Origin of the sequence: Brachybacterium sp. Marseille-Q7125 (assembly GCF_023062615.1) — a bacterium.
GTDB lineage: Bacteria > Actinomycetota > Actinomycetes > Actinomycetales > Dermabacteraceae > Brachybacterium.
Genome location: NZ_JALLAL010000046.1, coordinates 1 through 23625, shown reverse-complemented (window position 1 = coordinate 23625; position 23625 = coordinate 1). Strand labels below are relative to the sequence as shown.

Here is a 23625-nt window from a genome sequence, read left to right as displayed (position 1 = left end):
GGAGGACCGGAGTGTGCTGGGACAATGCCGTCGCGGAGAGCTTCTTCTCCTCGCTGAAGAACGAGATGTATCACCACCACGTATTCTCTGAGCATCGTCGGGCACGATTCGCGATCGCCGACTACATTGAGGCTTTCTATAACCGCGCCCGCCTCCACTCATTGCTCGGCTACCGCACCCCCGCCAAGGCGTGGACCGAGCAGACCACCCCCACCACCCTCCCAGTGGTCGCCTGACCGCCGGAAACCACACCGACTGTCCTGAATCATTGACACACCCCAGGACCGACGGGCGGCAGAGGAGGCGCGTAACGCCTACGAGCTCGCGCTGCGAGCCTCTCCCCGTTTCGCTACGCGGCAGGAGGGCCGTGCCGCAGTACGAGACTCCGTGGCCCGGCTGGCGAAGCAGAAGTCGCGCGAATCGTCCGTCTCGACACGGAAGGCAGAAACCACAGCGGCTGCGTACGCGCCACTCGAGTGGTGGGTGGTTCTCAGCGGCCTGTTGGCTCTGTTTCTTTCGTTCCCTGTCAGCCGGTGGGTGGACGCGAGATTCGAATGGATCCCTTCGCTCCTTTCGCTGTGGGCGATCTCGCTGCCGACACTCTGCATGGCACTGGCCATCGGCTGGTACTTGCTCCGGGCCCCGCGGCCGAGGACCTATGCCGGAGATGTCCTCACTTCTATCGTGATGGCGCCGATCCTTCTCTTTCTGGGCATCGTGGGGAACCTCCTTACCTGCGGGCTGGGTGTGCCGGTCGCTGCACTGTGGGTCGTGTCCGAGGCGAACGATGCTCGCCGACGAAGCGCCGTGGCGAGGGGGCGCGGGTGACTGCGCGATTCGCTACCACTGACGATGGGGGAGCCGCGCAGGTCGCTCGGCCCGATCTCGTCGCTGACCAGCATGCGAAGGTCAGGTGCCGTAAAGTCGCCAGGGCAGGCAAACAGTGGGAGGGCACGGAGTGAGCACGCAGCTGGTCAAGGAAGAGGCCGGAATGATCTCCCCAGGCTCCCTGGTCACCGTCCGCGACGAGACCTGGCTGGTCACCTCCGTCGAGGACACCCCGGACGGCCCCCTCTACGCCGTCCGCGGCGTGAGCGACTTCGTCAAGGACACCACCGCCTCCTTCTACTCCACCCTCGACACGATCACGCCCCAGAACCCCGAGGACTCGACCGTCGTCGCGGACACCTCCCCCCGCTACCGCCGCACCCGCCTCTGGATCGAATCGACGCTGCGCAAGACCCCGGTCCCGGTCGACCACGCCGAGCTCACCGTCTCCACGCAGATGCTCGCCGACGATCTCCCATACCAGCGCGAAGCGGTCGAGATGGCACTGGACCCGGAGCGGATCCGCCCGCGGGTGCTGATCGCGGACGCGGTGGGCCTGGGCAAGACCCTCGAGATCGGCATGATCCTCTCGGAGCTGATCCGGCGCGGCCGCGGCCGGCGGATCCTCATCGTCTGCCCCCGCCACGTCCTCGAGCAGATGCAGCACGAGCTGTGGACCCGCTTCGCGATCCCGTTCGTGCGCCTGGACTCCGAGGGCGTGCAGCAGGTGAAGCAGCAGCTGCCGGCCTCCCGGAACCCGTTCACCTTCTTCGAGAAGGTGATCATCTCGATGGACACCCTCAAGCAGGACCGCTTCGTCCACGACCTGCGCCATCACCGCTGGGACGCGGTGGTGATCGACGAGTCCCACAACGTCACCAACCAGTCCACGCAGAACAACCAGCTCGCCCATGTGCTCGCGCCGAACACGGATGCGCTGATCCTCGCCTCGGCCACCCCGCACAACGGCTCCAACGACTCCTTCGCCCAGCTGATCAGCCTGCTGGAGCCGACGGCCGTGTCCCCGAAGCGCGAGATCGCCGACGGCGCGACGCAGCGCCTGATGATCCGCCGACACCGCTACTCGGATTCGGTGAAGGACGAGGTGGGGGAGAACTGGGCCGAGCGCCGCCCGCCGGAGATGCTGCCGGTCGAGGCCTCCGCAGAGGAGCTCGCGGTCGCCCGGGAGATCGCGCAGACCTGGACCCACCCGCCCGTCGGCCACGGACCGATGTCCGGCAGGGGCTCGCAGCTGTTCCCGTGGACGCTCGCCAAGGCGTTCCTCTCCTCACCGATCGCGCTGAAGGAGACTCTCCGCAACCGCACCCGGGAGCTGCTGGGGAAGGTGGAGGTCGACCACCTCGCCGAGGTCCCGCCCTCGAGTGCCCACGCCGCCGAGGCCGACGCCCTGCTCCGCCTCACGGCGCTGAATGACGCCTGCATCCCCTCCGACGGCTCACCCCGCTCGGGCAAGTACCGCCGCCTCGTCGAGCTCCTGAAGGACAAGGGCGTCTCCCGCAGCTCCCCGGAGCGCGTGGTCGTCTTCGCCGAGCGCGTCGCGACCCTCTCCTGGCTGCGCGAGCATCTGCTCAAGGACCTGAAGCTCAAGGACGACCAGATCGCGGTGCTCCACGGCGGCCTGACCGACGTCGAGCAGCAGCGCGTGGTGGAGTCGTTCAAGCAGAGCTCCTCGCCGATCCGCGTGCTGATCACCGGCGATATCGCCTCGGAGGGCGTGAACCTGCATGCCCAGTGCCATGAGCTGATCCACTTCGATGTCCCGTGGTCCCTGATCAGGATCGAGCAGCGCAACGGCCGCATCGACCGCTACGGCCAGCGCACGCCCCCGCAGATCACCGCCCTGCTCCTGGACCTCTCCGAGGTCGAGGGCTTCGACGGCGACATCTACGTGCTGCGCCGCCTCCTGGACCGCGAGAAGGAGGCGCACGAGCAGCTCGGCGACGCCGCCTCGCTGATGCAGAAGTACGACGCCAAGGCGGAGGAGCGCGCCCTGATCGACGTGCTCCGCAGCGCGAAGGACGTCGAGGAGGTGCTGCCTGAGGTCGAGCAGCTCCACCCGATGAGTGCCTTCCTCCAGGGCCTGCTCGCCCAGGATTCCGCTCCGCAGCCGCGGCGCCGGGACGGCCACCGCGCCGCCCAGGAGTCGTCTTTCGAGACCGGCCTGTTCGCCTCCGACGCCGACTTCCTCGTCTCCGGTCTCACCGAGCTGCACACCCAGCCGGGCCGTCCGATGTCCCAGGGCGGCGTGGACCTCGTGCTCGATGAGCCGACGGGACTGATCCAGTTCACCCCCGGCGAGGACCTCGGCCGGCGCCTGGACCACCTCCCGCAGACCTACCTCGCGGACCGCCGCGTCAAGGAGACGCTGCGTCTGACTTCCCGTGCCGACGTCGCAAACAGCCGCCTGCGCGCGGCTCTGGACGACGACTCGGGCACCAACTGGCCCGACGTCCACTTCCTGGGCCCGCTCCACCCGGTCCTGGACTGGATGAGCGACCGGATCCTCGCCGGTGTCCCCAGTGGTGAGGTGTTCGCGATCCACGGCCAGGTGGACCGCCCCTGGGTGATCTTCCAGGGCACCCTCACCACCGCTCGCGGCCAGATCGTCTCCTCGACCGTGCTCGGCATCGCGGACGACGACGGCGCCCCGCGCGCCCTCCCGCACGTCGCCCCCTCGACGCTGTTCCAGGAGATCGGGCTGGACCCGGACGCGATCGGCACCGCGGTCGCGGATCCTGGCCAGTACCAGGACCTCCTGCGCGCCGCCGTGCCTGTCGCCCGGGAGTTCATGGAGCAGCAGAGCGCCCCGGGCATCACCGCTGCCGCGACGGCGCGGGTCGAGCGCTGGAAGGCCGAGCAGCTGCGCTGGGAGGCCGACGCCGCCCATGCCCGCGGCACCTCCGCGCTGATGCTCGCCACCCGCGACGCGCTCGAGGTGGAGAAGAAGCTCATCCACGACATGCTCCCGGACCGCACCTTCGTGCGTCCGCTGCTCGTCGTCGTCCCCCGTTCGAAGGCCTGAGGAGTTTCCCTGTGGCGATCAGCGATGCCCTGTACGTGGTCGAGGACTGGATCAGTGAGCACTACTTCACCTCCGATGATGCCTCGAAGACCTTCACCGCCCGCACCAAGGCGCTGATGCAGGAGTGGCGCAGCACAGGGAAGGACGATCCGGACTGGCGCAGCCCGCGCGAACGCTTCACCGCTGCCCGCACCGGCCTGGTGAGCCGTCTGCTGGAGCTGCAGGCCGACGCCGCCGCGCTGCCGGCCACCGCTCACCCCGATCAGCGGCGCGAGGTGCTGAGGGAGCGCTCCGTCGCGGTCGCCGACGAGCTCCGCACGATCCTCGGCTACACAGACGACACAGACGGCACAGGCGACGACGCGGCACCGGGGCGCTGGGACGTGACCACCACCGGTCCGCTGCGTCATTTTGCGACCCGCGGCGTGGACGAGGCGCCACTGGCGATGCTCGACGCCCTCGCGGCCGACGACGTCCAGGACGTCCTCGCCAAGCAGGCAGGCCACCTCCCCTCGGACGTGATCCTCGGCGAGGGCACGGAGGACGAGCAGCGCCTCACCACGGTCCCGCAGGTGCTCTCCGCGCTCGCGATCAGCCAGGACGCCCCCGAGTTCCTGCTCGTGCTCGCCGGGCGCTTCGCTGTGCTCACCTCCTCGCAGCTGTGGCCGCAGGGACGGTATCTCGTCGCCGACCTCCAGACCATCGCCGAGCGCAACGACCTGAGGCGCGGCGGCGAGATGGAGCGGATGCTCGCCGCCCTCAGCGCCGACTCCCTCGCCCCGGACGCGAACTCGCAGATCTGGTGGACGGACACGGTCCAGGAGTCGATCGACAACGCCGTGGGCGTCTCCGAGGACCTTCGCGACGGGGTGCGCGAGAGCATCGAGATCATCGCCAACGAGGTGATCCGCCGACGCGAGGCCCAGGGTCTCGACCCCCTCCCGCAGGACCAGGCCCAGCCGCTCGCGCTGCAGTCCCTGCGCTACCTGTACCGGATCCTGTTCCTGCTGTATGCGGAAGCGAGCCCGGAGCTCGGTGTTCTGCCCGTCGGCGCCCCGGAGTACCAGGCCGGCTATTCCGTGGACCGACTGCGCGACCTCACCCAGCGCGAGGTCCCGCTCGACGCCGCCCACGGCACCTACCTGTTTAGCTCCCTGCAGATCCTCTTCGACCTCATCAATAAGGGCCATCGCCCGCAGAGCGCGCAGGCCGGCGGCCCTGCTGAGCACGGCAGCGGCGCCCTGGTGTTCGAGAACCTCGACGCGGACCTGTTCCGCAAGGACCGCACCGCCCTGATCGACGAGGTGAAGCTCGGCAATCAGGCGCTGCAGGCCGTGCTCGAGAACCTCCTGCTCTCCCGCGTGAAGAAGGGCAGGAACCGCGGCTTCATCAGCTACGTGGCCCTGGGCATCAACCAGCTCGGCGCCGTCTACGAGTCCCTCATGAGCTACACCGGTTCCTTCGCGGACCAGGATCTCGTCGAGGTCGCCAAGGGCGGGGACCCGAAGGACGGCTCCTGGGTGGTGCCGGAGGACGTGATCGACGAGTCCATGACCCAGCACCTGGTGATGGTCGAGGACGAGACCGGCCGCAGGGTGCCCCGCACCTACCGCCACGGCGAGTTCGTGTTCCGCCTCTCGGGCCGTGCCCGTCAGCAGTCCGCGAGCTACTACTCCCCGGAGGTCATCACTTCCTTCACCGTCTCCCAGGGCCTTGCCGAACTGCTCGACCCCGTCGTCACCGACGAGGACGATCTGCCGGGCGGCACGGTCGTGTTCGACGACGAGGACTTCGATCACGTGCCGATCCGCCGCCGGCGCACCACGGCCGCGGAGATCCTGGAGATGTCGATCTGCGAGCCGGCGCTCGGCTCCGGCGCGTTCGCGATCGAGGCGGTGCGCCAGCTCGCGAGCGAGTACCTCACCCGCCGCCAGGACGAGCTGGACCAGCGCATCGACCCCGAGCAGTACCCGGAGGAGCTGCAGCGGGTGAAGGCGTTTATCGCCTTGCACAACGTGTACGGGGTGGACCTGAACTCCACTGCGGTGGAGCTTGCCGAGGTGTCGCTGTGGCTGGACACGATGGCGCCGGGCTTGAAGGCGCCGTGGTTCGGGCTGCGCCTGCGCGCTGGCAATTCCCTCATTGGCGCCCGCCACGCCGTCTACTCCGCGGGCACGCTCAAGGACGCCAAGCTCAAAGCCGTCATCGAGACCGCACCGGAGAACCTGCCGGTCACGACCGTCCACGACCAGCCCGACGCCGACGGCATCCGCGCCGGCGTCGACGGAAACATCTTCCACTTCCTCCTACCGGGGGAGGGATGGCTCGCCGCCGCCTCTGACGCAGAGATCAAGAAGCTCGCGCCGGAGCAGGCGAAGGACCTTCGCGACCATGCGAAGGGCTGGAGCAGCAAGCTCACGAAGCCCCAGCTCGCCCAGCTGCAGACGCTCTCCCAGCGGATCGAGGAGCTGTGGGGCCTGGCCCTGCGCCGCATTCGCGCCGCGGAGGAGGCCTCCCGCCGCGCGATCCCCGTGTGGGGTGCGGAGACCACCGAGGGCGGCGAGGTCACTCGGAAGCAGATCGAGGAAACCCTGGCGGATGCGAACTCCGCCTATCAGCGCCTGCGGCTCGTGATGGACGCCTGGTGCGCGCTGTGGTTCTGGCCTGTGCTCCCCGACGACGACGTCGCCCCGCCGACGTTCCACCAGTGGCTCGAGACGGTGCAGAAGATCCTCGGCACCTCTCTCGAGGTGGTGAAGCACAAGGACAAGCGCAGGGATCCCGGTGCGGACCAGCGTGCCTTCGGCAGCGCGAGGGACTGGGACGAGCTCGATATGGTCGAGATGATGTTCGGCGTGGGCGGCGCCGCGAACATCGACCAGCTCATCGAGCAGACACCGTGGCTGAAGCGCTGCACGGAGATCGCCAAAGAACAGCGGTTCTTCCACTGGGAGCTCGACTTCGCCGCCGCCTTCGATCGTGGTGGTTTCGATCTGCAGGTGGGGAACCCGCCGTGGGTGCGGCCGACGCTCGATGTTGCGTCGCTTCTCGGTGAGTTCGACCCGTGGTGGGTGCTCGCGAACAAGCCCTCGAACGCGGAGAAGAAGGAACGGCGCGAGCTGACCCTGCGCAAAGACGGGGCCAGGACGGCGGTGCTCGCCGGCACTCGAGACGTCTCCGCGACGGCAGAGTTCGTCGGCTCCGAATCGATGTATCCCGAGATGGCGGGGACGCAGCCGGACCTCTACCGGAACTTCATGGCGCGGACGTGGGCACACGCAGCTGAGACCGGCATCGTCACGTTAGTGCACCCGCCGACGCACCTCACGGATGCTCGTGGCTACGCGCTGCGCCGCGTGACGTACGGGCGTCTGCGCCGGCACTGGCGGTTCATCAACGAGCACCGGCTCTTCCACGAGGTGCATCACCTCGTCGAGTACTCGGTGAATGTCTACGGAGCTCGGCGCACGGTGGACTTCCTCAGCGCGGTCGCGCTCTTCCACCCCTCCGTGGTGGAGGGGTCGCTACGCCACGACGGCTCCGGGCCGGAACCTGGCTTCAAGAACGCCGAGGGGAACTGGGACCTCACGCCGCACCGTGCACGGATCCAGCGCAACCGGCGCGAGCAGCTCGAGCTATGGCACGCCCTCATGGAGTCCGGTGACGCGGAGGTGGCCGTGGAGTCGAGCCGGATGCTCTCGAGCGTCAACCATGCTGCGTCGGCGGCGCTCCAAGTGCTGTCGAAGTCCACGAAGGTCGGTGCGCTGGACCCGCACTTCAGCAGTGGATGGCATGAAAGCGGTGACCGTGCCAAGGGCCGCTTCGAGTCCCGATGGGGAGCGCCCGCCTCCTGGAAGGACGTGATCCTGCAGGGGCCGTACTTCCATGTGGGAACCCCGTTCGCGGCGGAACGTAACGAGACGATGTCCAGCAACCTCGACTACTCCGCGCACGACCTCGAGGTGCTGCCCGAGTCGGCGATCCCCGCCACCGAGTACAAACCCCTCTACGGCGAGAAGAAGAAGAGCGACGGCGAGCTCGTCGCCGACACCTCCGTCTACGACGCGGCCTACGGCACCTGGAGGTACCAGGTCGACCGTGATGGCAAGACGGTCACGGAGGAGACCCCGGTCCGTGACCACTACCGAGTCATGTGGCGAACGATGGCGGCGAGCACCGGGGAGAGAACTCTTACCCCGGCGATATTCCCGCCTGGAGCCGCCCACGTCGATCTGGTGTGTTCTTTCGGGTTCCCTCAGGCCGGGGCGTTAGGTCTGGTTGTTGTTGCGGGGTCGATGTCGACGCTCTTGTCGGACTACTTCATTCGATCCACTACGGGTAAGCACATCCGGTCGCCCGAGGCTCGACGCATCCCGATAGCTTTTTCGGAGCATCGTCTTATCGCGGCGCTCAGCCTCCGCACCCTCCGCCTCAACTCCCTCACCGCCGCCTACGCCGATCTCTGGCGCGACGCCTACGACCCGTCTTTCACCTCCGACGCCTGGACCGGCGGGCTCGACCGCCCGAACCGCTCCGCCCTCGGTGACGTCGGCCCCGAATGGTCGATGGCCTCGCCGCTGCGCATCGACGAGGACCGTCGCCAGGCGCTGGTGGAGATCGACGCGATCATGGCGATCGTCACCGGGATCTCCATCGACGACCTGGTGACGATCTACCGCACCCAGTTCGGGGTGCTGAACGACTACGACCGCGGCGAGGGGAAGAAGGCGTACATCTTCGACGCGAACGGCCGGCAGATCCCCAGCTCGGTCCGCACCGCGTGGAACAAGGCAGGCCGGCCCGAGACGGGTCTGCCGCTCGAGGACCGCACCGCCGTGCACCCCAGCGCCACCGGCACCGGCCGCACCATCGTCTACGAGCAGCCGTTCCGGATCCTCGACCGTGAGGCGGACATGCGCCAGGCCTACGCCGAGTTCACGCGGCGGATGGAGGAGACCGGGACATGACGGAGCTGCTGCCTACCCGGCAGGCCGCGGATCTGCGCCGCGCGGTCATCGACTACGTGACCACGGCGATCTCGCTGGCGGATCCGTCGGTCGCGAGTGCGCTGGACGCGTTTCTCACTGATGAGCGCTCCGGGATCTTCCTCGGACCGTACGTGCGCACCCGTCTGCCTTTCGCGGGCGGCAGCGACGCTGCTGCTGCACGTGAACTGGTGCCGAGCCTGCCGGAGTGGTTCGAGCCCTACGCCCACCAGGCCGCCGCCTTCTCCCGCCTCACCACCAGCCCCGAGGCGGCGGGGGAGCGGGACGAGGCCGGGTTCCGTCTCCCGCAGCCCACGATCGTGACCACCGGCACCGGCTCCGGCAAGACCGAGTCCTTCCTCTACCCCGTGCTCGACCATGCCGCCCGCGCGAAGGAGGCCGGGATCGGCGGGATCAAAGCGCTGATCCTCTACCCGATGAACGCGCTCGCGAACGACCAGGCCGGGCGTCTCGCGAAGCTGTTCACCGAGAACCTCGCCTACAAGGGCCTCACGGCCGCGCTCTACACCGGCGAGGCCTCCCACGAGCCCTCCACGATCGTCACCGCGGACTCGCTCATCACCGACCGCGAGATGATCCGCGGCTCCGCCCCGGACGTGCTGCTGACGAACTACAAGATGCTCGACCAGCTGCTGCTGCGCCGCGCCGACCGCCCCCTCTGGGAAGCCTCCGCCGCGTCGCTGCGCTACTTGGTGCTCGACGAGTTCCACACCTACGACGGCGCCCAAGGTACCGACGTGGGCATGCTGCTGCGACGCCTGCGACTGGTCCTGGACCAGATCGCCCCCGGCCGCGTGCACCTCACCCCGGTCGCCACCTCCGCCACCCTCGGCGATGGGGCCGACGCCGCCACCGCCATGCTCGACTTCGCCCGCACCGTCTTCGGCACCGACATCGGCGAAGACGCCGTGATCACCGAGACCCGCGTGGGCCTCGAAGAGTTCGTGCGCCCCGCCCGCGAGCTCGCAGCCGACCACGCCGGCGATGCGGCGGGGGAGGGGCCTTCGCTCAGCCCCGCGCAGTTCCCCGCCGCGGGCTCGATGGCCACCGCCGTCGGCCCCCATCTCGAACCCGGCACCCCGCTGGATGCTGACGCGCTCACCGCGGACGTCCTCGACGTGCTCTGGACGGCCGACGGCGACGAGCGCGCGAGCATCGTCGCCGCGCAGCGTGGCCTCACCCCGCGCGACCTCCTCCTCGCCCACCCCCTCGTCGGCCAGATCCTCCGCGAGACCTCCCGCGCCACCGAGCTGCGGGAGCTCGCTGCCACCGTGCTGCCGTGGGTGACCCAGTCCCGTATCGCCGAGGACTTCACCACTGCTCTGCTGGCCGTGCTCTCCCACGAGCGCGCCCGCGAGGACGCGCCCCGAAACTCCTTCCCGAACCTCGAAGCGCACCTGTGGCTGCGCGAGATCACCCGCGTTGACCGCGCCGTGACCACCGCCCCCGCCTTCCGCTGGTCCGACGCGCTGGAGGAGGACGAGGACCTCGCCCTGCCCGCCATCTACTGCCGCCACTGCGGCCGCTCCGGCTGGGGCGCCACCACCCGCGCCGTCGGCGACGACCTCGACCTGCGCCCCGACACCATCCGCAAGGACTCCGCGGAGAAGAACGGCCGCTTCCGCGCCCTCCTCCTCGACGTCACCACCACCGACGAGGACGCCGAGGTCGCGACCGAGGAGGCCTCCCGGCGCCGCTACCTCAACCTCTCCTCCGCCACCCTCGACCGGCACGGCCCCCTCGACGGCGATCACGACGCCGCCGTGCTCCGCGTGCTCGTGCACGCCGGACTCGACGCGGACAAGCACGCCAACGACCAGACCTGCCCCGCTTGCGGCGAGAAGGACGGCATCCGCTTCCTTGGCACACGGCTCGCGACCCTGCTGTCCGTCTCCCTCACCAGCCTGTTCGGCACGCCGGGCCTGGACCTGCGGGAGAAGAAGGCACTCGTCTTCACCGACTCCGTGCAGGACGCCGCCCACCGCGCCGGGTTCGTCGAGGCCCGCTCGTACAGCCTCACCATGCGCTCGGTGATCCACGAGGCACTGACCACCGAGCCCGCCTCGATCAGCACCATCGTCGAGCGGATGCTCGCCAAGGCCACCACCGACGAGCAGCGCTACCGGCTGCTGCACCCCACCATCACCGACTCCGACAAGCTCACCGCCTACTGGCACCAGGAGGCGGACCGTCGCCGCGGCTTCCGCACCCGCGACCGGGAGCGCGCCACCGCTCGCGTCATCAAGCGCCTCACCTTCGACGTCGGCCTCGAGCTGGGGCTCACCGGCCAGGTGGGCCGCACCCTCCTGCTCACCGGCTCGGCCCTCGCCCAGGTGCGCGCCAGCGACGCCGAGCTCGACCAGGCCGCCGAACGCGCCCTCGGAGCGAGCATCCGTCAGCTCGACGGGGACGACACTGCCGTGCGCCGCCGCTGGGTGCGCGGCATCCTCGAACGCCTCCGCACTCACGGCGCGATCGCCCACGACTGGCTGACGCCCTTCCGCCGCGAAGGCGGGCCCGTCTACAAGCTCTGGCGCGGACGCCCCGAACCCGAGCTCATGCCCGCCTTCCCCACCGGCCGCGCCCTCCCGCAGCTGCCCAGCATCGGCCGACAGGGAGCCAAGAGCGAGCTGGAGGACGCGACCGCCCGCTCCGGCTGGTACGCCGACTGGACCGCGCGTGCCCTTGCCCGTGATCGCGGCACCGCCTCGACCTTCCTGCGCCCCCTGCTCGATGCGCTCACCGAGCTCGGCCTGCTCGATGTCGTCGAGACCACCAGCGGTCTGCGCAGCTTCGCGCTGGTCCCGGACCGCATCGAAGCCTGCCTGCCCGCCGGCACCGCCGAGGACGCCACCCCGATGCTCGTCTGCGACGAATGCCGCGAGACCGTGACCGGCACCGACGCCGTCCTCACCCCGCTGCAGGACGGACCGTGCCTGCGCCACCGCTGCCCAGGCACGCTCCGCCCCAGCAGCTTGAGCGCCACCTACTACCGCAGCCTCTACCAGGGCGACATGCGCCGCGTCGTCGCCCGCGAGCACACCTCCCTGCTGACCACCGAGGATCGTCTCGCCTACGAGACGAGTTTCAAGAACAGCGCCCAGACGCCCGGCACCCCGAACGTCCTCGTGGCCACCCCCACCCTCGAGATGGGCATCGACATCGGCGACCTCTCCACGGTGTTGCTCGCCTCCGTCCCGAGGACCGTGGCCAGCTACCTCCAGCGTGTGGGCCGCGCCGGGCGCCAGACGGGCAACGCCCTGGACGTCACCTTCGTCGCCGGCCGCGGCCGCGCCGCCGGGCTCTACTACGACCCCCTCGACCTGCTCAACGGCACCGTCCGCGCCCCCGGCGCCTACCTCTCCGCCCAGGAGATCCTGCGCCGCCAGCTGCTCGCCTCGATCCTCGACACCCTCGCCGGTGACGACCGCGTCCCTCCTCCCGTGCGCACCACCCCGGTGCTCGCCTCCGCCGCGCCCGGTACCTTCCTGGGCCACGTGCTCGAGGAGTTACAGCGCAACGGCGAACGACACCTCGAACGATTCTTCGACCGCTTCACCACCGGCGCCCATTCCTGGGACGGCCTCACCGAAGGTGCCCGCACCGAGCTGCGCGCCTGGGCCCTGCCGGAGGGCGATGACCCCAGCGGCCTCGAGAGCGCGATCCGCGGCGCCGTCGAGCAGTGGAACGTCAGCCGGGAAGAGCTGCGCCGACGCCGCGCCAGGATCCAGGACAACATCGAGCAGCTCGAGAACCAGCCCGTCACCGACGAGCGCGCCGAGGCGATGGCCGCGCTCCGCGCCGAGGACCTCCTGATCTCCGCCGAACAGGAGGAGATCGGCGCCGAGAGCGGAGCGGGCACGAGCATGTCGGCCGAGGAGCAGGACAAGGAACGCCGCCGACTGCGCGGCAGAGCCGGACAGCTCAGCGCCGAGGTCTCCGCCCTCGACACCGAGCACTGGATCGGCGTGCTCGAGCGCTACGGACTGCTGCCCAACTTCACCCTCGTCGATGACGCGGTCCAGCTTGAGGCGACCGTCATCTGGAAGGACGAGGACGAGACCTGGAAACACGAGCCCGTCAGCTACTCCCGCTCCGGCGCGGCGGCACTCACCGAGCTGGCCCCCGGCGCGCACTTCTACGCCCACGGCCGTGAGCTCGTCGTCGACGCCGTCGACATCGGGATCGACGGCGCCGCGCTGCGCCCCACCGCGTTCTGCCCCCGCTGCGGCCTCGCCCACCAGTTCGAGCAGGACCAGCCGCCCCAGGCCTGCCCCAGCTGCCAGAGCGCAGAGATCGCCGACGCCGGACAGCACCGCGACGTCATCGACCTCAAGCGCGTCTACTCCACCATGAGTCGCAGCCGCACCCGCATCGGCGACGCCAAGGACGACCGAGAGAAGGTGCAGTTCGAGCAGGCGCTATCGGTCTCCTACCACAAGGCCCGCACCGTCCACCGCTGGAACGTCGTCGGCACCGGATTCGGGATGCGCCTGGATCGGGGCACCACCCTCACCCGGTTGAACCTGGGCAAGCCCCAGTCCGGCACCGAGACGATCCGCATCTCCGGTGAGGAGCGCACCGCCCCCGGGTTCCTGCTGTGCTCCCGCTGCGGGCACCACGACTCCGACACCGGAGGGAACAAGCCGCAGGACCACCAGGCCTGGTGCGATCTGCGCTATGCCCGGGACGGCGACAACCGCCCGGCCCTCCTCTCCCGCACCCTCGAGACCGAGACCGTGCTGATCACCCTCCCGCCGGAGATCCTCGATGCCGCCGCCGGGGACCTGCTCGTCAACCTCGTCGCCGCCCTGCAGCTCGGCATCGAGACTCGCTTCGGCGGCAGCATCGGCAACCTCGATGTGGACGTCATCGCCCACCCGAACCAGGCCGGGCACCAGGCCGTGCTGCTCTCGGACACCATCGTCGGCGGCACCGGATACCTCTTCGAGCTCGCCTCCGCACCGTCGGCCTGGGACGTGCTGATCGCCGGGCTTCGCGCCCTGGAGGCCTGTCCCTGCCAGGACGAGGGCCTCGCCGCCTGCCATCGCTGCCTGCTGCCGTACGTCCGCCCCATCGCCTACGAGAACGTGCGCCGCACCACCGCGATCGAGGCGCTGCACATCCTGCTCGGGGGCGAGGACGCACAGTCCGGTGCGATGCAGTGGGCCGTCGAGGAGCGCGACGTCGAGCTGACCGCCGTCACCGAATCCCCCCTCGAACGACGCTTCCGCAACGCCTTCATCCAGGCCATGCAGGGCATCGACGGCGCCGACGTCACCGCCCGCGGCACCGACATCAGCGTGCGGCACGGCGGGAGGACGTTCACCCTCGCCTCGCAGGTGGACATCGCCGGTGCCCGCCCCGACTTCGTCCTCACCTGGCCGAGCAGCGACGTCCAGGGCATCGCGATCTTCACCGACGGCCGGGCCTTCCACGCCACCGCCGCGAAGAACCGGGTGGCCGACGATGCGGTCAAGCGGATGCGGGTGCGTCGCGCCGAATACATGGTCCTCTCGATCATCGATGCCGACCTCGACGAGGACGCTGCCCGCGAGGTCGCCCCGGAGGGCGCGCGCTCGAGCGGTGCCCTGCCGCCCTTCGTCGACGAAGGAATGGTCCGGCAATGGGCCGACGGCGGTGTCCAGTACCGCGAGCTCGAACCGATGCTGCGCGCGACCCCGCTCGAGATCCTGGTCCGTGTCGTCCGACGGGCGAAGACCGACCGCCTGCGGCGCCTCGGCGAGGAGCTGCCGTACCTGCTCGTCCCGACGACGGACCGCTCCGCGCTCACCACACCCGGTGAGGACTCCGCCGAGCGCCTCGGCGCGAACCTCCTCGACGGGAGGAAGCCCGACCCCTTCACCGACCCGATGCGCCTGGCCGTGGTGCGCGGCCGCGACGAGCTCGCCGTCGTCGGACTGCTCGGCCCACCGCGTCGGAGCCTCACCCTCGTCCTCGACGACCGCGAGGAGGCGCTGCGCCGCGAGAGCTCTGCCGAGTCGTGGCGGGCCTGGCTGCACCTGGCGAACCTCGCCCAGGGGGAGCCGCACGGCGACTCCCTGCGACTGACCACGAAGAGCCTCGTCGAGGCGGGCATCGACGTGGGATCGGACGAGGCGCGCGCCCCGCGCGTCCCGTCGGCCGAGGAGCCGGCCGCGACCGCGGCGCCGGCCGAACGCGCCCAGGAAGCGCAGACGACGGATTCACAGGTTGTGCTGGAGCCGACTGCGCTCTCCGCCGACTACGCCTTCATCCCCCAGAGCGGAGGCGGAGCGGAGGAACCGCTGTCACCGGCCTGGCAGGAGGCCCTGGACGAGGCGTACGACGAGACCGAGAAGCAGCTCATCGGCGTCCTCGCCCGTTACGACATCGAACCGCCGGTCATCGGCGACGAGTACGGCGCCGGCACGCCGCTGGATTTCGCCTGGCCGGAGCGCAAGGTCGGCGTCACCTCCTCGGAGCTCGAGGCCCGTGAGCGCGCCGCCCTCGAGCGGGAGGGGTGGGAGATTGTCGGTCCCGACCCGGAGGCTGTTCTCGCGGCACTGCAGTTGACCGACGGAGGAGAATCATGAGTGAGGGCATCATCGCCATCTCGGACACCTTCCTGCCTACCCTGCAGGAGGTGCCTCGTGAGGTGGCTGGGCAGGTCACCTCCACCCTCGAGATGCTGCGGACCACTCCCGAGTCCCCGGGCCTGCACGTCGAGCCGCTCCAGAACGTGAAGGACGACCGGATCCGGTCCGTCCGCGTGAACCGCAAGTACCGGGTGCTCGTGTTCCGCCTGAACTCGTCGGGGCAGAACGTCTGGCTGGTCGAGGGTGTTTACAACCACGACGCCGCCTACGCCAAGGCACCCACCCTCTACCTGCGCATGAACCCGATCTCCGGCACCACCGAGATCCGCTCCGACGACGACGCCGTGCAGACCGGAGGCGGCTACAGCGAGGAGGAGGTCCGCTCACGCGCCGCCGCACTCGCCGCCAAGATGGAGGCCGAGCGACTCGCCGAGCAGCAGGCCGCCGAGGCCGAGCAGGCGGCGGCCGCCGAGGAAACCTCGGAGGCAGACGGCGAGGCCGGGCCGACGGGCCCGGTGCTCTCGGTGACCGCGCAGCAGCTCATCGACGACCTCGGCCTCGACCCGCACCTCGCCGAGCAGGCCGCGGACGCCGACGACACCACCCTCTACGCGCTCGCCGAGAAGACCAAGAACTGGCAGGGCACAGCCCTGCTCGACCTCGCCACCGGCACCAGCCTCGAGGACGTGCGCGCCGCGTACTTCACCGGCGTCACCGGCGGCAGCGCGGTAGGCACCCCCTCGGGCACCGAGGACGTCCTCCAGTCGCTCAGCGCCGAGAAGTCCCAGGCCAACTACCGCCTCATCGAGGACGATACGGCGCTCGCCGAGGTGCTCGCCTCCGGCAGCTTCGAGAAGTGGCGGATCTTCCTCCACCCCGAGCAGAAGACCTACGTCGAGGTGAACACCCGCGGCCCCTACCGCGTCACCGGCGGAGCCGGCACCGGCAAGACCGTGGTGCTGGTCCACCGCGCCGTCCGCCTCGCGCGCAGGGCCGCGGAGAGCGGCGGCAGCGCCCGGATCGTCCTGACCACCTATACGCGCACCCTCGCCGACGCGCTCGCGCAGCAGGTCCGCGCCCTCGCACCGAGCATCCCGCGCCCGGATGCCCTCGGCGCGCCCGGCATCCATGTCACCGGCGTGGACCGCATCGCCCACGGCGCCGTGACCTCCGCTCAGGACCTCGCCCCGATGGCCGACGTACTCGGCTGGACCACGCGGACGCCGAAGTTCTCTCGTCATGCCCGCGAGTGGGACGCGGCGCTGCAGGCCGCGGCGGCTGCTGGCGCGCTCCGGGACCGCTCGCAGCCGCATGTCACCGCCGCATTCCTCATCGACGAGTACCGCGAGGTCGTACTGCCCCACCGGATCCTGACCGAGGCCGACTACCTGCGGGTCTCCCGCACAGGCCGCGGCACCCGGCTCGGTCGTGCCCAGCGACGCGAGGTGTGGTCGGTGATCGCCGCCTACCGCGAGGGCGGTCAGCGCGACTCCGCCCTGGACTGGGACGAGACCTCCGCCGTCGCCGCCGCTATCCTCGACGCCCGCGCCGAGGCGACGGGGGAGCGGGTCGCCGACCACGTGCTGGTCGACGAGGGCCAGGACCTGCGCCCCACCCAGTGGCAGATGCTCCGTGCCCTGGTCGCCGAGGGCGAGGACGACATGTTCATCGCCGAGGACTCCCACCAGCGCATCTACTCCAACCCCGTGAAGCTCGGCCGGTACGGGATCGCGATCCGCGGCCGCTCACGGCGGCTCAAGCTCAACTACCGCACCACGGCGCAGAACCTCGCCTTCGCCGTCTCGATTCTGCGCGGCGGCGACTTCGACATCGCCGCCATGGAGGACGACGACCTGCCGAGCAGCGAGGTTACGCATGGGCCCGAGCGCGGCACGTTCCGCTCCGCCCGCACCGGGCCGGACGTGACGTTTCTGCCCGCGAGGGATCTGGCTGACGAGATCGAACAGGTCGCCGCGCTGCTGAACCGCTGGGTCGACGAGATCGTCGAGGACGGCGGGGATCCGTCGACCATCGGGGTGCTCACCCGGTTCAACAAGACCCGCGACACCCTGGTGCGCGCCCTCGACGACCGCGGACTGCGGGTCGTCTCCGTCGACCGCAACACCCGCTACCGCGGCGGCGCGCCCCTGGTGATGACCTTCCACCGCGCCAAGGGCATGGAGTTCACCCACGTGGTGCTGTTCGGTGTGGACGACTCCTCGAGCGTCGACGTGGCGCGCAGCGCGTATGACGAGCAGACCCGCGAGGCGGCTGAGCTGCAGGAGCGGTCGCTGCTGTACGTGGGGGCGACGCGGGCGCGGGATCAGCTGGCGGTGGCGTGGGCTGGGGAGGCCAGCGGGCTGCTCGTGACCAGGACGGAATCTCACGACCGACCCGCCGACGACGTGCTCGACTTCGACCTGGTCGACGTGGGGGCCGAGGAGTAGAAGGGCGCGGCGGCGCAGTCGGCTGTCCCACCCCTCCGACATACTCGCTCTATCACTGGAGCTGCGCCACCGGAAGGGGATCCGATGTCCACAGTCACGCCCGTCCCGCTCGAGAACATCGCCACGGTCGTGCCCGCGCCGCGCTCGCCGCTGGAGGAGTCCGCGGCGCGGCAGGCGCTCGACCTTGCCCAGCAGGGCTTCCTGGTCGGCGAGATCGTCGAGCTGCTGGACGTCTCCCCGTTGTGCGTGGAGGAGGCGCTGGAGGCCGCGGTGCCGGGCGGTTCCGCCACCATCGCCGGGGCGCTGCGCCGCCGGCTGCGGGCCTGGCGCCGCGAGCACGCGCACAGTCCCTGGTGGGAGGCGGAGGCGGCGTTCGGTGTGCCGCACGCCCACGTGCTGCGCCTGGTGCGCGTGCCGCGGGACCGGGAGATCGGCGTGGTCGCCGCCGGGGAGCCCGGCTACCTCGACGCCGTCCTGGCCGGGGACTCCTGCCGGGACCAGCGGGCCAGCCGCAGCGCCCGCCTCTACACCTTCTGCGCCACCCTGCAGGAGATCGGGGACCTGTTCGGCGTGACCCGCGAGCGGATCCGCCAGATCCTCGGCGAGGACACCCCGTGGTCCAGCACCGATCTGCAGGCCGCCGCGAAGGCCCTCGCCGCCGCCCGCCGCGCCGAGCACACCGCCGCCGTGGCCCGCTGGTCGCACGCCCACCCGGCCGCGCCGCTGGAGGAGGCGGCCCAGGAACTGGGCCTCGCCGAGGAGCAGGTGCGCCGCCTGCTGGGCCGGCGCCGCACCCACCACGAGCCCGCGTTCGACGGCCCGCGCAAGAGCACCCGCCGCACCGAGGAGGAGATCATCGCCGATCTCCGCGCCTTCCACGCCGCGACCGGTGCCACCACCTGCCAGGCCTTCACCGCCTGGGCGCGGGAGCAGGGCGTGCCCGGCCACCAGACCGCTGCGATCCGCTTCGGTACCTGGAACGAGGCGCTCTCCGCCGCAGGGATCGGCGACGAGGCCGGCGCCCCGCGCAGCGCCTTTCGCGATGAGGACCTGTGGGCCGCGGTGCTCGCCGCGGTGCAGGCTGAGACGGGAGGCACCACCTTCCGGGCCGTCGAGGAGTGGCTCGCGGCTCACCCCGCCGCGCCTTCCGGGGCGCTGATCCGCCAGCGGCTGTGCGGGCACGAGGGCGGCAGCTGGTCTGAGACGGTCACCACCGCGCTCGCCGTGCTCCGCGAGCCGGACACCTTTGACCCCGCCTGGGTGCAGGACGTCACCGCGCCCCGCGACTGGGACGCCGACCCCGCGCAGGAGGATCCGCTGGACCACGTGCGCGCCGCGATCGCCGCGCTCGGCCCCCGGATCACCACCGCCCGCTACACCGCCTGGGCGCGGCAGAACGGCCGACCCACCGTCGCCACGCTGCAGCGCCGCACCGGTGACGTGTGGACCGGGATCCTCGCCGCGGCGGGTGGGGAGCCCAACGCCGCGAAGGTGAAGAACCGCAGCCGCGCCGAGGTGGGGGAGTACGTGAGCCGCTTCCTCGCCGCGCACCCCACCGCCACCACCGTCGAGTACGCCCGGTGGGCGCCGCAGCACGGCGCCCCGTCCCTCTCCACGGTGATCGGCCGCTTCGGCACCTGGAGCGAGGCGGTGGAGGCGTGCCGGTGAGCAGGGGCGACGTGAGGTGAGGCCGCCCGCGGGCAGCCCACGCGGACAGTGATCTGAAGCGCCCTGGGTTTCGTTCCGAGGTCAGGACGCAACGGGGAGTCGACGCCTGTGATCGTCCACCCCCGGAGCAAGCCCTGGGCGCTTCAAGGCGCTTCATTGGCGCGCGTGCATGCCGACGTTGATGCCGTGGGATGCTCCTGGACTCGGATGTAGTCCGGACCGTAGTCCGGAGGACCGGCAGTCGAGCATCAGTGCAGGTCAATCGCGTACCCCCAACGGGATTCGAACCCGTGTCGCCGCCGTGAAAGGGCGGTGTCCTAGGCCACTAGACGATGGGGGCCCCGGCCGTGCTCGCGCACGCGCCAAGGAAGAGCATACCGACACCACCCGCTGGAGACACGATGCTTAGCGGCAGGTGCGGCGCATCCGACATCGATGCAGTCCTGCGCGTCCCCATCGGCCACCCAGCAGCACCCCGTCTGCTCCCCGGCAACGTCCCGTCGGCCCCATCTCCCCACCACCCCGTGGTTCGATGGGGGCATGATCCGCATGAGCCGCGCCGAGTTCGAGGAGGCGGTGGACGACGCGCTGGACTCCCTGCCTGACGAGGTGGCGCGTGAGATCGCCCGCGCCAACGTCGCAATCCTCATCGAGGAGGAGCCCGACGAGGAGTACGCCGACGGGTCGGAGCTGCTGGGCCTGTATGTCGGGATCCCGCTGGATCAGCGTTCGGTGTTCGACGGCTTCACCGAGCCCGACCGGATCTTCATCTACCGCGGCCCGCTGCAGCGTTACGCCACCTCACGCGAGGACCTCGTGGAGCAGATCGCCGTGACCGTGAAGCACGAGCTGGGGCACCTGTTCGGCCTGGACGACGCACGCCTTCACGAGCTTGGCTGGGGCTGACGCGAGGGCGGGGACGGACCAACCCCAGGCTCCGCGGCCCGACCCCCGGCTCCGCGCCCTGGCCCCGCGCGTGGATCGGCCGTTTTGTTCCAGTTGCTGGAACAGAACCGCCGGCCGGCTGGTTCAAGGCGGCCGATCCGCGATAGACGCCCCGCCTCTACGGCGCCTCGTCGAGGTCGGTGATCCCAGCTTCGTGGGCGATGATCGCGATCTGCACGCGGTTGGTGCAGTCCAGCTTGGTGAAGATCTTCGAGACGTGCGCCTTCACGGTCGCTTCACTCATGAACAGCCGCATACCGATCTGCGCATTGGACAGCCCCGCGCCCACGGCCCCCAGCACCTCGCGCTCGCGGTCGGTGAGCAGATTCAGCCCGGGATGCTCGTGGTGCCCGCGCGTGGGGTTCGCCTCGGAGAAGTGCCCCAGCATCCGCCGCGTCACGGTGGGGGAGAGCATCGCATCCCCGGCGGCGACCACGTGCACGGCCCGTGCCAGCTCCTGCGGCGGGGTGTCCTTCAGCAGGAACCCGCTGGCCCCGGCTTCGAGGGCCTGGAACACGTATTCGTCCATGTCGAACGTGGTCAGCATGATGATCTTCGGCGCGCCGGGCAGGGCGCACACCGCGCGGGTCGCGGCGATGCCGTCCATCTGCGGCATGCGCACGTCCATCAGCAGCACGTCGGGCCGATGCTTCTGCACCAGCGTCACCGCCTCGCTGCCGTCGCCGCCCTGCGCGACCACCTCGATGCCCGGATCGGCCCCGAGGATCATCGCGAGGCCGGCGCGCACCAGGGAGTCGTCGTCGATCAGGGCCACGCGTGTCACGTCGTCGTCGGCCATGGGATCACCGCCTTCACTTCGAATCGTCCGTCGTCGGTGGGTCCCGACGTGATGGTCCCGCCCGCATGCGTTACACGCGTCTCGATGCCGGATAAGCCCATGCGGGCGCCGGGCAGCGTGGTCGTGAACCCCTTGGGCAGCACGTTACTCACCTCGATCACGAGGTCCGTGCCCGGCTCGCCGATCAGGGCCACGCGCGCCTTGGTGTGCAGGGCGTGCTTGTGGATGTTCGTCAGCCCTTCCTGCACCACCCGGTACGCGGTGCGGGCCAGGGAATCGGGCACCGGGTCGTCGATGAAGTCGAACAGGTCCACGCTGAGCCCGGCCTCTTGTGAGGTCACGACCAGGCGCCGCACATCGTCCCAGGTGGGCTGCGGGGCCAGGGGCGCCTTCTCATCGGTGTCGCTGCGCAGCACGCCCAGCACCTCCCGCAGCTCGTTCAGCGCGGTTGTCGCGGTCTCGCGGATCAGTCCGGCGGAGGCCTGCACCTGCTCGCGATCCAGGTTCGGGTTTACCTCGAGCGCCCCGGCGTGCATCGCCACCAGGGAGATCTTGTGCGCCACGATGTCGTGCATCTCGCGGGCGATATGCGTGCGCTCGGCCCGCCGCGCCGCTTCCTCGGCGGCGGCCCGCCCGGTCTGGGCCTCCTCGGCGCGCTGGCGCAGCTCGCTCATGAGGGCCCGATGGGTCGAGGTGTACATGCCGGTCGCGAGGGTCACCGCGACCACCAGTACGGTCACGGCGAGCGTGGACAGGGGCCCGATCATGTCGCCGCGCGTGAAGATCGGCACGGGGCTCGCGCCGCTGAGGGCGGCGAGGATCCCGATGGCGGCGACATGCCCGCGCGACCGCGCCTAGGTGGCATAGAAGTAGGTGGCGAACACCAGCACGCTGATGGACATGCCGGCGGCGTTGAGCACGAGGATCACAGGCAGCAGCCACCGCCAGTGCCGATGCCGCGCCAGCAGCGCCACCCCGAGCGCGATCACGAGCCCGAAGCGCCACAGCGGCGTGCTCGGCTCCGGGTCCGCCATGTTGGCGATGACCGCGAGCAGCACCTCGCCCAGCACAAAGGCGAGGATCGGGGCCTCCTGCCAGATCCTCCGCCGGGGTGTATGCGCTTCGCTCACCTGCTCACTGTAACCGCGCCCCACCAGCACCATCGGCGCCGGTGGTCTCGCCTGGCCGCGGGTCGGTGGGGATGGCCGACGAAGGTCGCCCCCGCACCCTGCGCCGACCCCGGCGGCGCCGACCTTCGTCGCTGTGGTTTTGGCCCCCCGGCGCTCCCGCGCCCGCCCCGCTCAGGAGCAGGGTGGAGCCATGACCACGAGCACCGCCCCCACCGCCCCTGTCCTCGAGATCCGCGGCCTGACCAAGCGCTACGGCGCGAACACTGCCGTGGACGATCTGACCTTCACCTGCGAGCCCGGCAGTGTCACCGGATTCCTGGGCCCCAACGGCTCCGGGAAGTCCACCACGCTGCGGATCCTCACCGCCCTCGCCCAGGCCGACGCTGGCCAGGCCCTCATCGGCGGCGTCCCCTACCGCGCCCTGGAGAACCCCGCCCGCACCATCGGCGTGATGCTCGATGCGCGCGCCCTGCACGGCGGCCGCACCGGCCTGGAATCCCTGCGCATGGCCGCCCGCGTCGTCGGAGTCCCCGCGCATCGGGCCGATGCGGTCCTCGCCCAGGTGGGCCTCGAGGGCGCCGGACGCAAGCGTGTCAGCGGCTACTCCTATGGCATGCGGCAGCGCCTGGGCATCGGCATGGCTCTCATCGGCGACCCGTCGGTGCTGGTCCTGGACGAGCCCGCCAACGGCCTGGATCCCGAGGGGATCCGCTGGATGCGCCACCTGCTGCGCTCCTTCGCTGAGGCTGGCGGCACCGTGCTGCTGTCCAGCCACCAGCTGCGCGAGGTCGAGGCGACCGTCGACCGGCTCGTCGTGATCTCCGAGGGGCGCCTGGTGCGCGAAGGCACTCTGGAGGAGCTCACCGTCGCGACCGGCACACGGGTGAGCCCCCTCGAGCCTGCCGCGCTGCGCCGCGCCCTGGAGAAGCACGGCATCGCCTATGAGCAGCCCAGCCCCCAGCAGTTCATCGTCAGCCTCACCCCGGAGGACATGGGCCGCCTTGCGCTGCGCGAACAGATCGTTCTGACCTCGCTCGCCGCGGGGGCTGGCAACGGCCTGGAGGACGTGTTCTTCGAGCTCACCGCACAGCAGGCGGGTGGCAGCGCCACCGTCGGCCCCATCATCCCCGCCAAGACCGCCACCCCCGTCCCGGCCTGACCGCCCCGCACCCCAATAAAGC

At 70.5% G+C, this 23625-nt stretch carries 11 protein-coding genes and 1 tRNA gene; 8 read left to right on the top strand and 4 right to left on the bottom strand.

All coding sequences use genetic code 11. The annotated features are described in order from the left end of the window. The 6 genes from MU407_RS11155 to MU407_RS11130 all read left to right on the top strand — a co-directional run. Positions 1-236: integrase core domain-containing protein (locus MU407_RS11155; protein WP_246957502.1), on the top strand; the 236-nt coding region annotated here is incomplete at its 5' end. A gap of 722 nt (positions 237-958) precedes the next feature. Then, positions 959-3871 (top strand): DEAD/DEAH box helicase, encoded by a 2913-nt coding sequence (locus tag MU407_RS11150; RefSeq protein WP_246957499.1) that lies wholly within the window; start codon positions 959-961, stop codon positions 3869-3871. A gap of 11 nt (positions 3872-3882) precedes the next feature. Continuing rightward, positions 3883-8838, top strand: coding sequence for a restriction endonuclease (locus MU407_RS11145; RefSeq protein ID WP_246957490.1), 4956 nt, complete (start codon positions 3883-3885; stop codon positions 8836-8838). Continuing rightward, positions 8835-15452, top strand: coding sequence for a DEAD/DEAH box helicase (locus MU407_RS11140; protein ID WP_246957487.1), 6618 nt, complete (start codon positions 8835-8837; stop codon positions 15450-15452). The genes MU407_RS11145 and MU407_RS11140 overlap by 4 nt, the downstream gene beginning before the upstream one ends. Further along, positions 15449-17902, top strand: coding sequence for a UvrD-helicase domain-containing protein (locus MU407_RS11135; RefSeq protein ID WP_246957484.1), 2454 nt, complete (start codon positions 15449-15451; stop codon positions 17900-17902). Before MU407_RS11140 ends, MU407_RS11135 begins: the two co-directional genes overlap by 4 nt. 84 nt (positions 17903-17986) lie before the next feature. Further along, the gene (locus MU407_RS11130; protein WP_246957482.1) at positions 17987-19570 is read left to right on the top strand and encodes a sigma factor-like helix-turn-helix DNA-binding protein; all 1584 of its coding nucleotides are present in this window, start codon (positions 17987-17989) and stop codon (positions 19568-19570) included. A 267-nt stretch (positions 19571-19837) separates the two neighbouring features. On the opposite strand, the gene MU407_RS11125 is transcribed toward MU407_RS11130, so the two are convergent. Continuing rightward, positions 19838-19910, bottom strand: a tRNA-Glu gene (locus MU407_RS11125). A 200-nt stretch (positions 19911-20110) separates the two neighbouring features. On the opposite strand from MU407_RS11125, the gene MU407_RS11120 reads away from it, so the two are divergent. Beyond that, complete coding sequence (locus MU407_RS11120; RefSeq protein ID WP_102234752.1) at positions 20111-20476, top strand: metallopeptidase family protein; 366 nt, start codon at positions 20111-20113, stop codon at positions 20474-20476. 157 nt (positions 20477-20633) lie between these two features. On the opposite strand, the gene MU407_RS11115 is transcribed toward MU407_RS11120, so the two are convergent. The 3 genes from MU407_RS11115 to MU407_RS11105 form a co-directional block, all read right to left on the bottom strand. Then, positions 20634-21314, bottom strand: a complete 681-nt coding sequence (locus MU407_RS11115) for a response regulator transcription factor (protein WP_158239308.1) — start codon at positions 21312-21314, stop codon at positions 20634-20636. Continuing rightward, positions 21296-22081: a histidine kinase gene (locus tag MU407_RS11110; RefSeq protein WP_246957479.1), complete on the bottom strand. Its 786-nt coding sequence runs from the start codon at positions 22079-22081 to the stop codon at positions 21296-21298. Before MU407_RS11110 ends, MU407_RS11115 begins: the two co-directional genes overlap by 19 nt. A gap of 87 nt (positions 22082-22168) precedes the next feature. Further along, on the bottom strand, positions 22169-22444 hold the full coding sequence (locus MU407_RS11105) for a hypothetical protein (RefSeq protein WP_246957477.1): 276 nt from the start codon (positions 22442-22444) through the stop codon (positions 22169-22171). A gap of 190 nt (positions 22445-22634) precedes the next feature. Here MU407_RS11105 and MU407_RS11100 point away from each other — a divergent pair, with 190 nt between their 5' ends. Next, positions 22635-23603 (top strand): ATP-binding cassette domain-containing protein, encoded by a 969-nt coding sequence (locus MU407_RS11100; RefSeq protein WP_246957475.1) that lies wholly within the window; start codon positions 22635-22637, stop codon positions 23601-23603. Positions 23604-23625 lie beyond the last annotated feature (22 nt).

Excerpts from the sequence above, each read along its gene's own strand:
- MU407_RS11140 (WP_246957487.1), top strand. The coding sequence starts at position 8,835 with ATGACGGAGCTGCTGCCTACCCGGCAGGCCGCGGATCTGCGCCGCGCG.
- MU407_RS11135 (WP_246957484.1), top strand. The coding sequence starts at position 15,449 with ATGAGTGAGGGCATCATCGCCATCTCGGACACCTTCCTGCCTACCCTG.
- MU407_RS11130 (WP_246957482.1), top strand. The coding sequence starts at position 17,987 with ATGTCCACAGTCACGCCCGTCCCGCTCGAGAACATCGCCACGGTCGTG.
- MU407_RS11120 (WP_102234752.1), top strand. The coding sequence starts at position 20,111 with ATGATCCGCATGAGCCGCGCCGAGTTCGAGGAGGCGGTGGACGACGCG.
- MU407_RS11115 (WP_158239308.1), bottom strand. The coding sequence starts at position 21,314 with ATGGCCGACGACGACGTGACACGCGTGGCCCTGATCGACGACGACTCC.
- MU407_RS11110 (WP_246957479.1), bottom strand. The coding sequence starts at position 22,081 with ATGATCGGGCCCCTGTCCACGCTCGCCGTGACCGTACTGGTGGTCGCG.
- MU407_RS11100 (WP_246957475.1), top strand. The coding sequence starts at position 22,635 with ATGACCACGAGCACCGCCCCCACCGCCCCTGTCCTCGAGATCCGCGGC.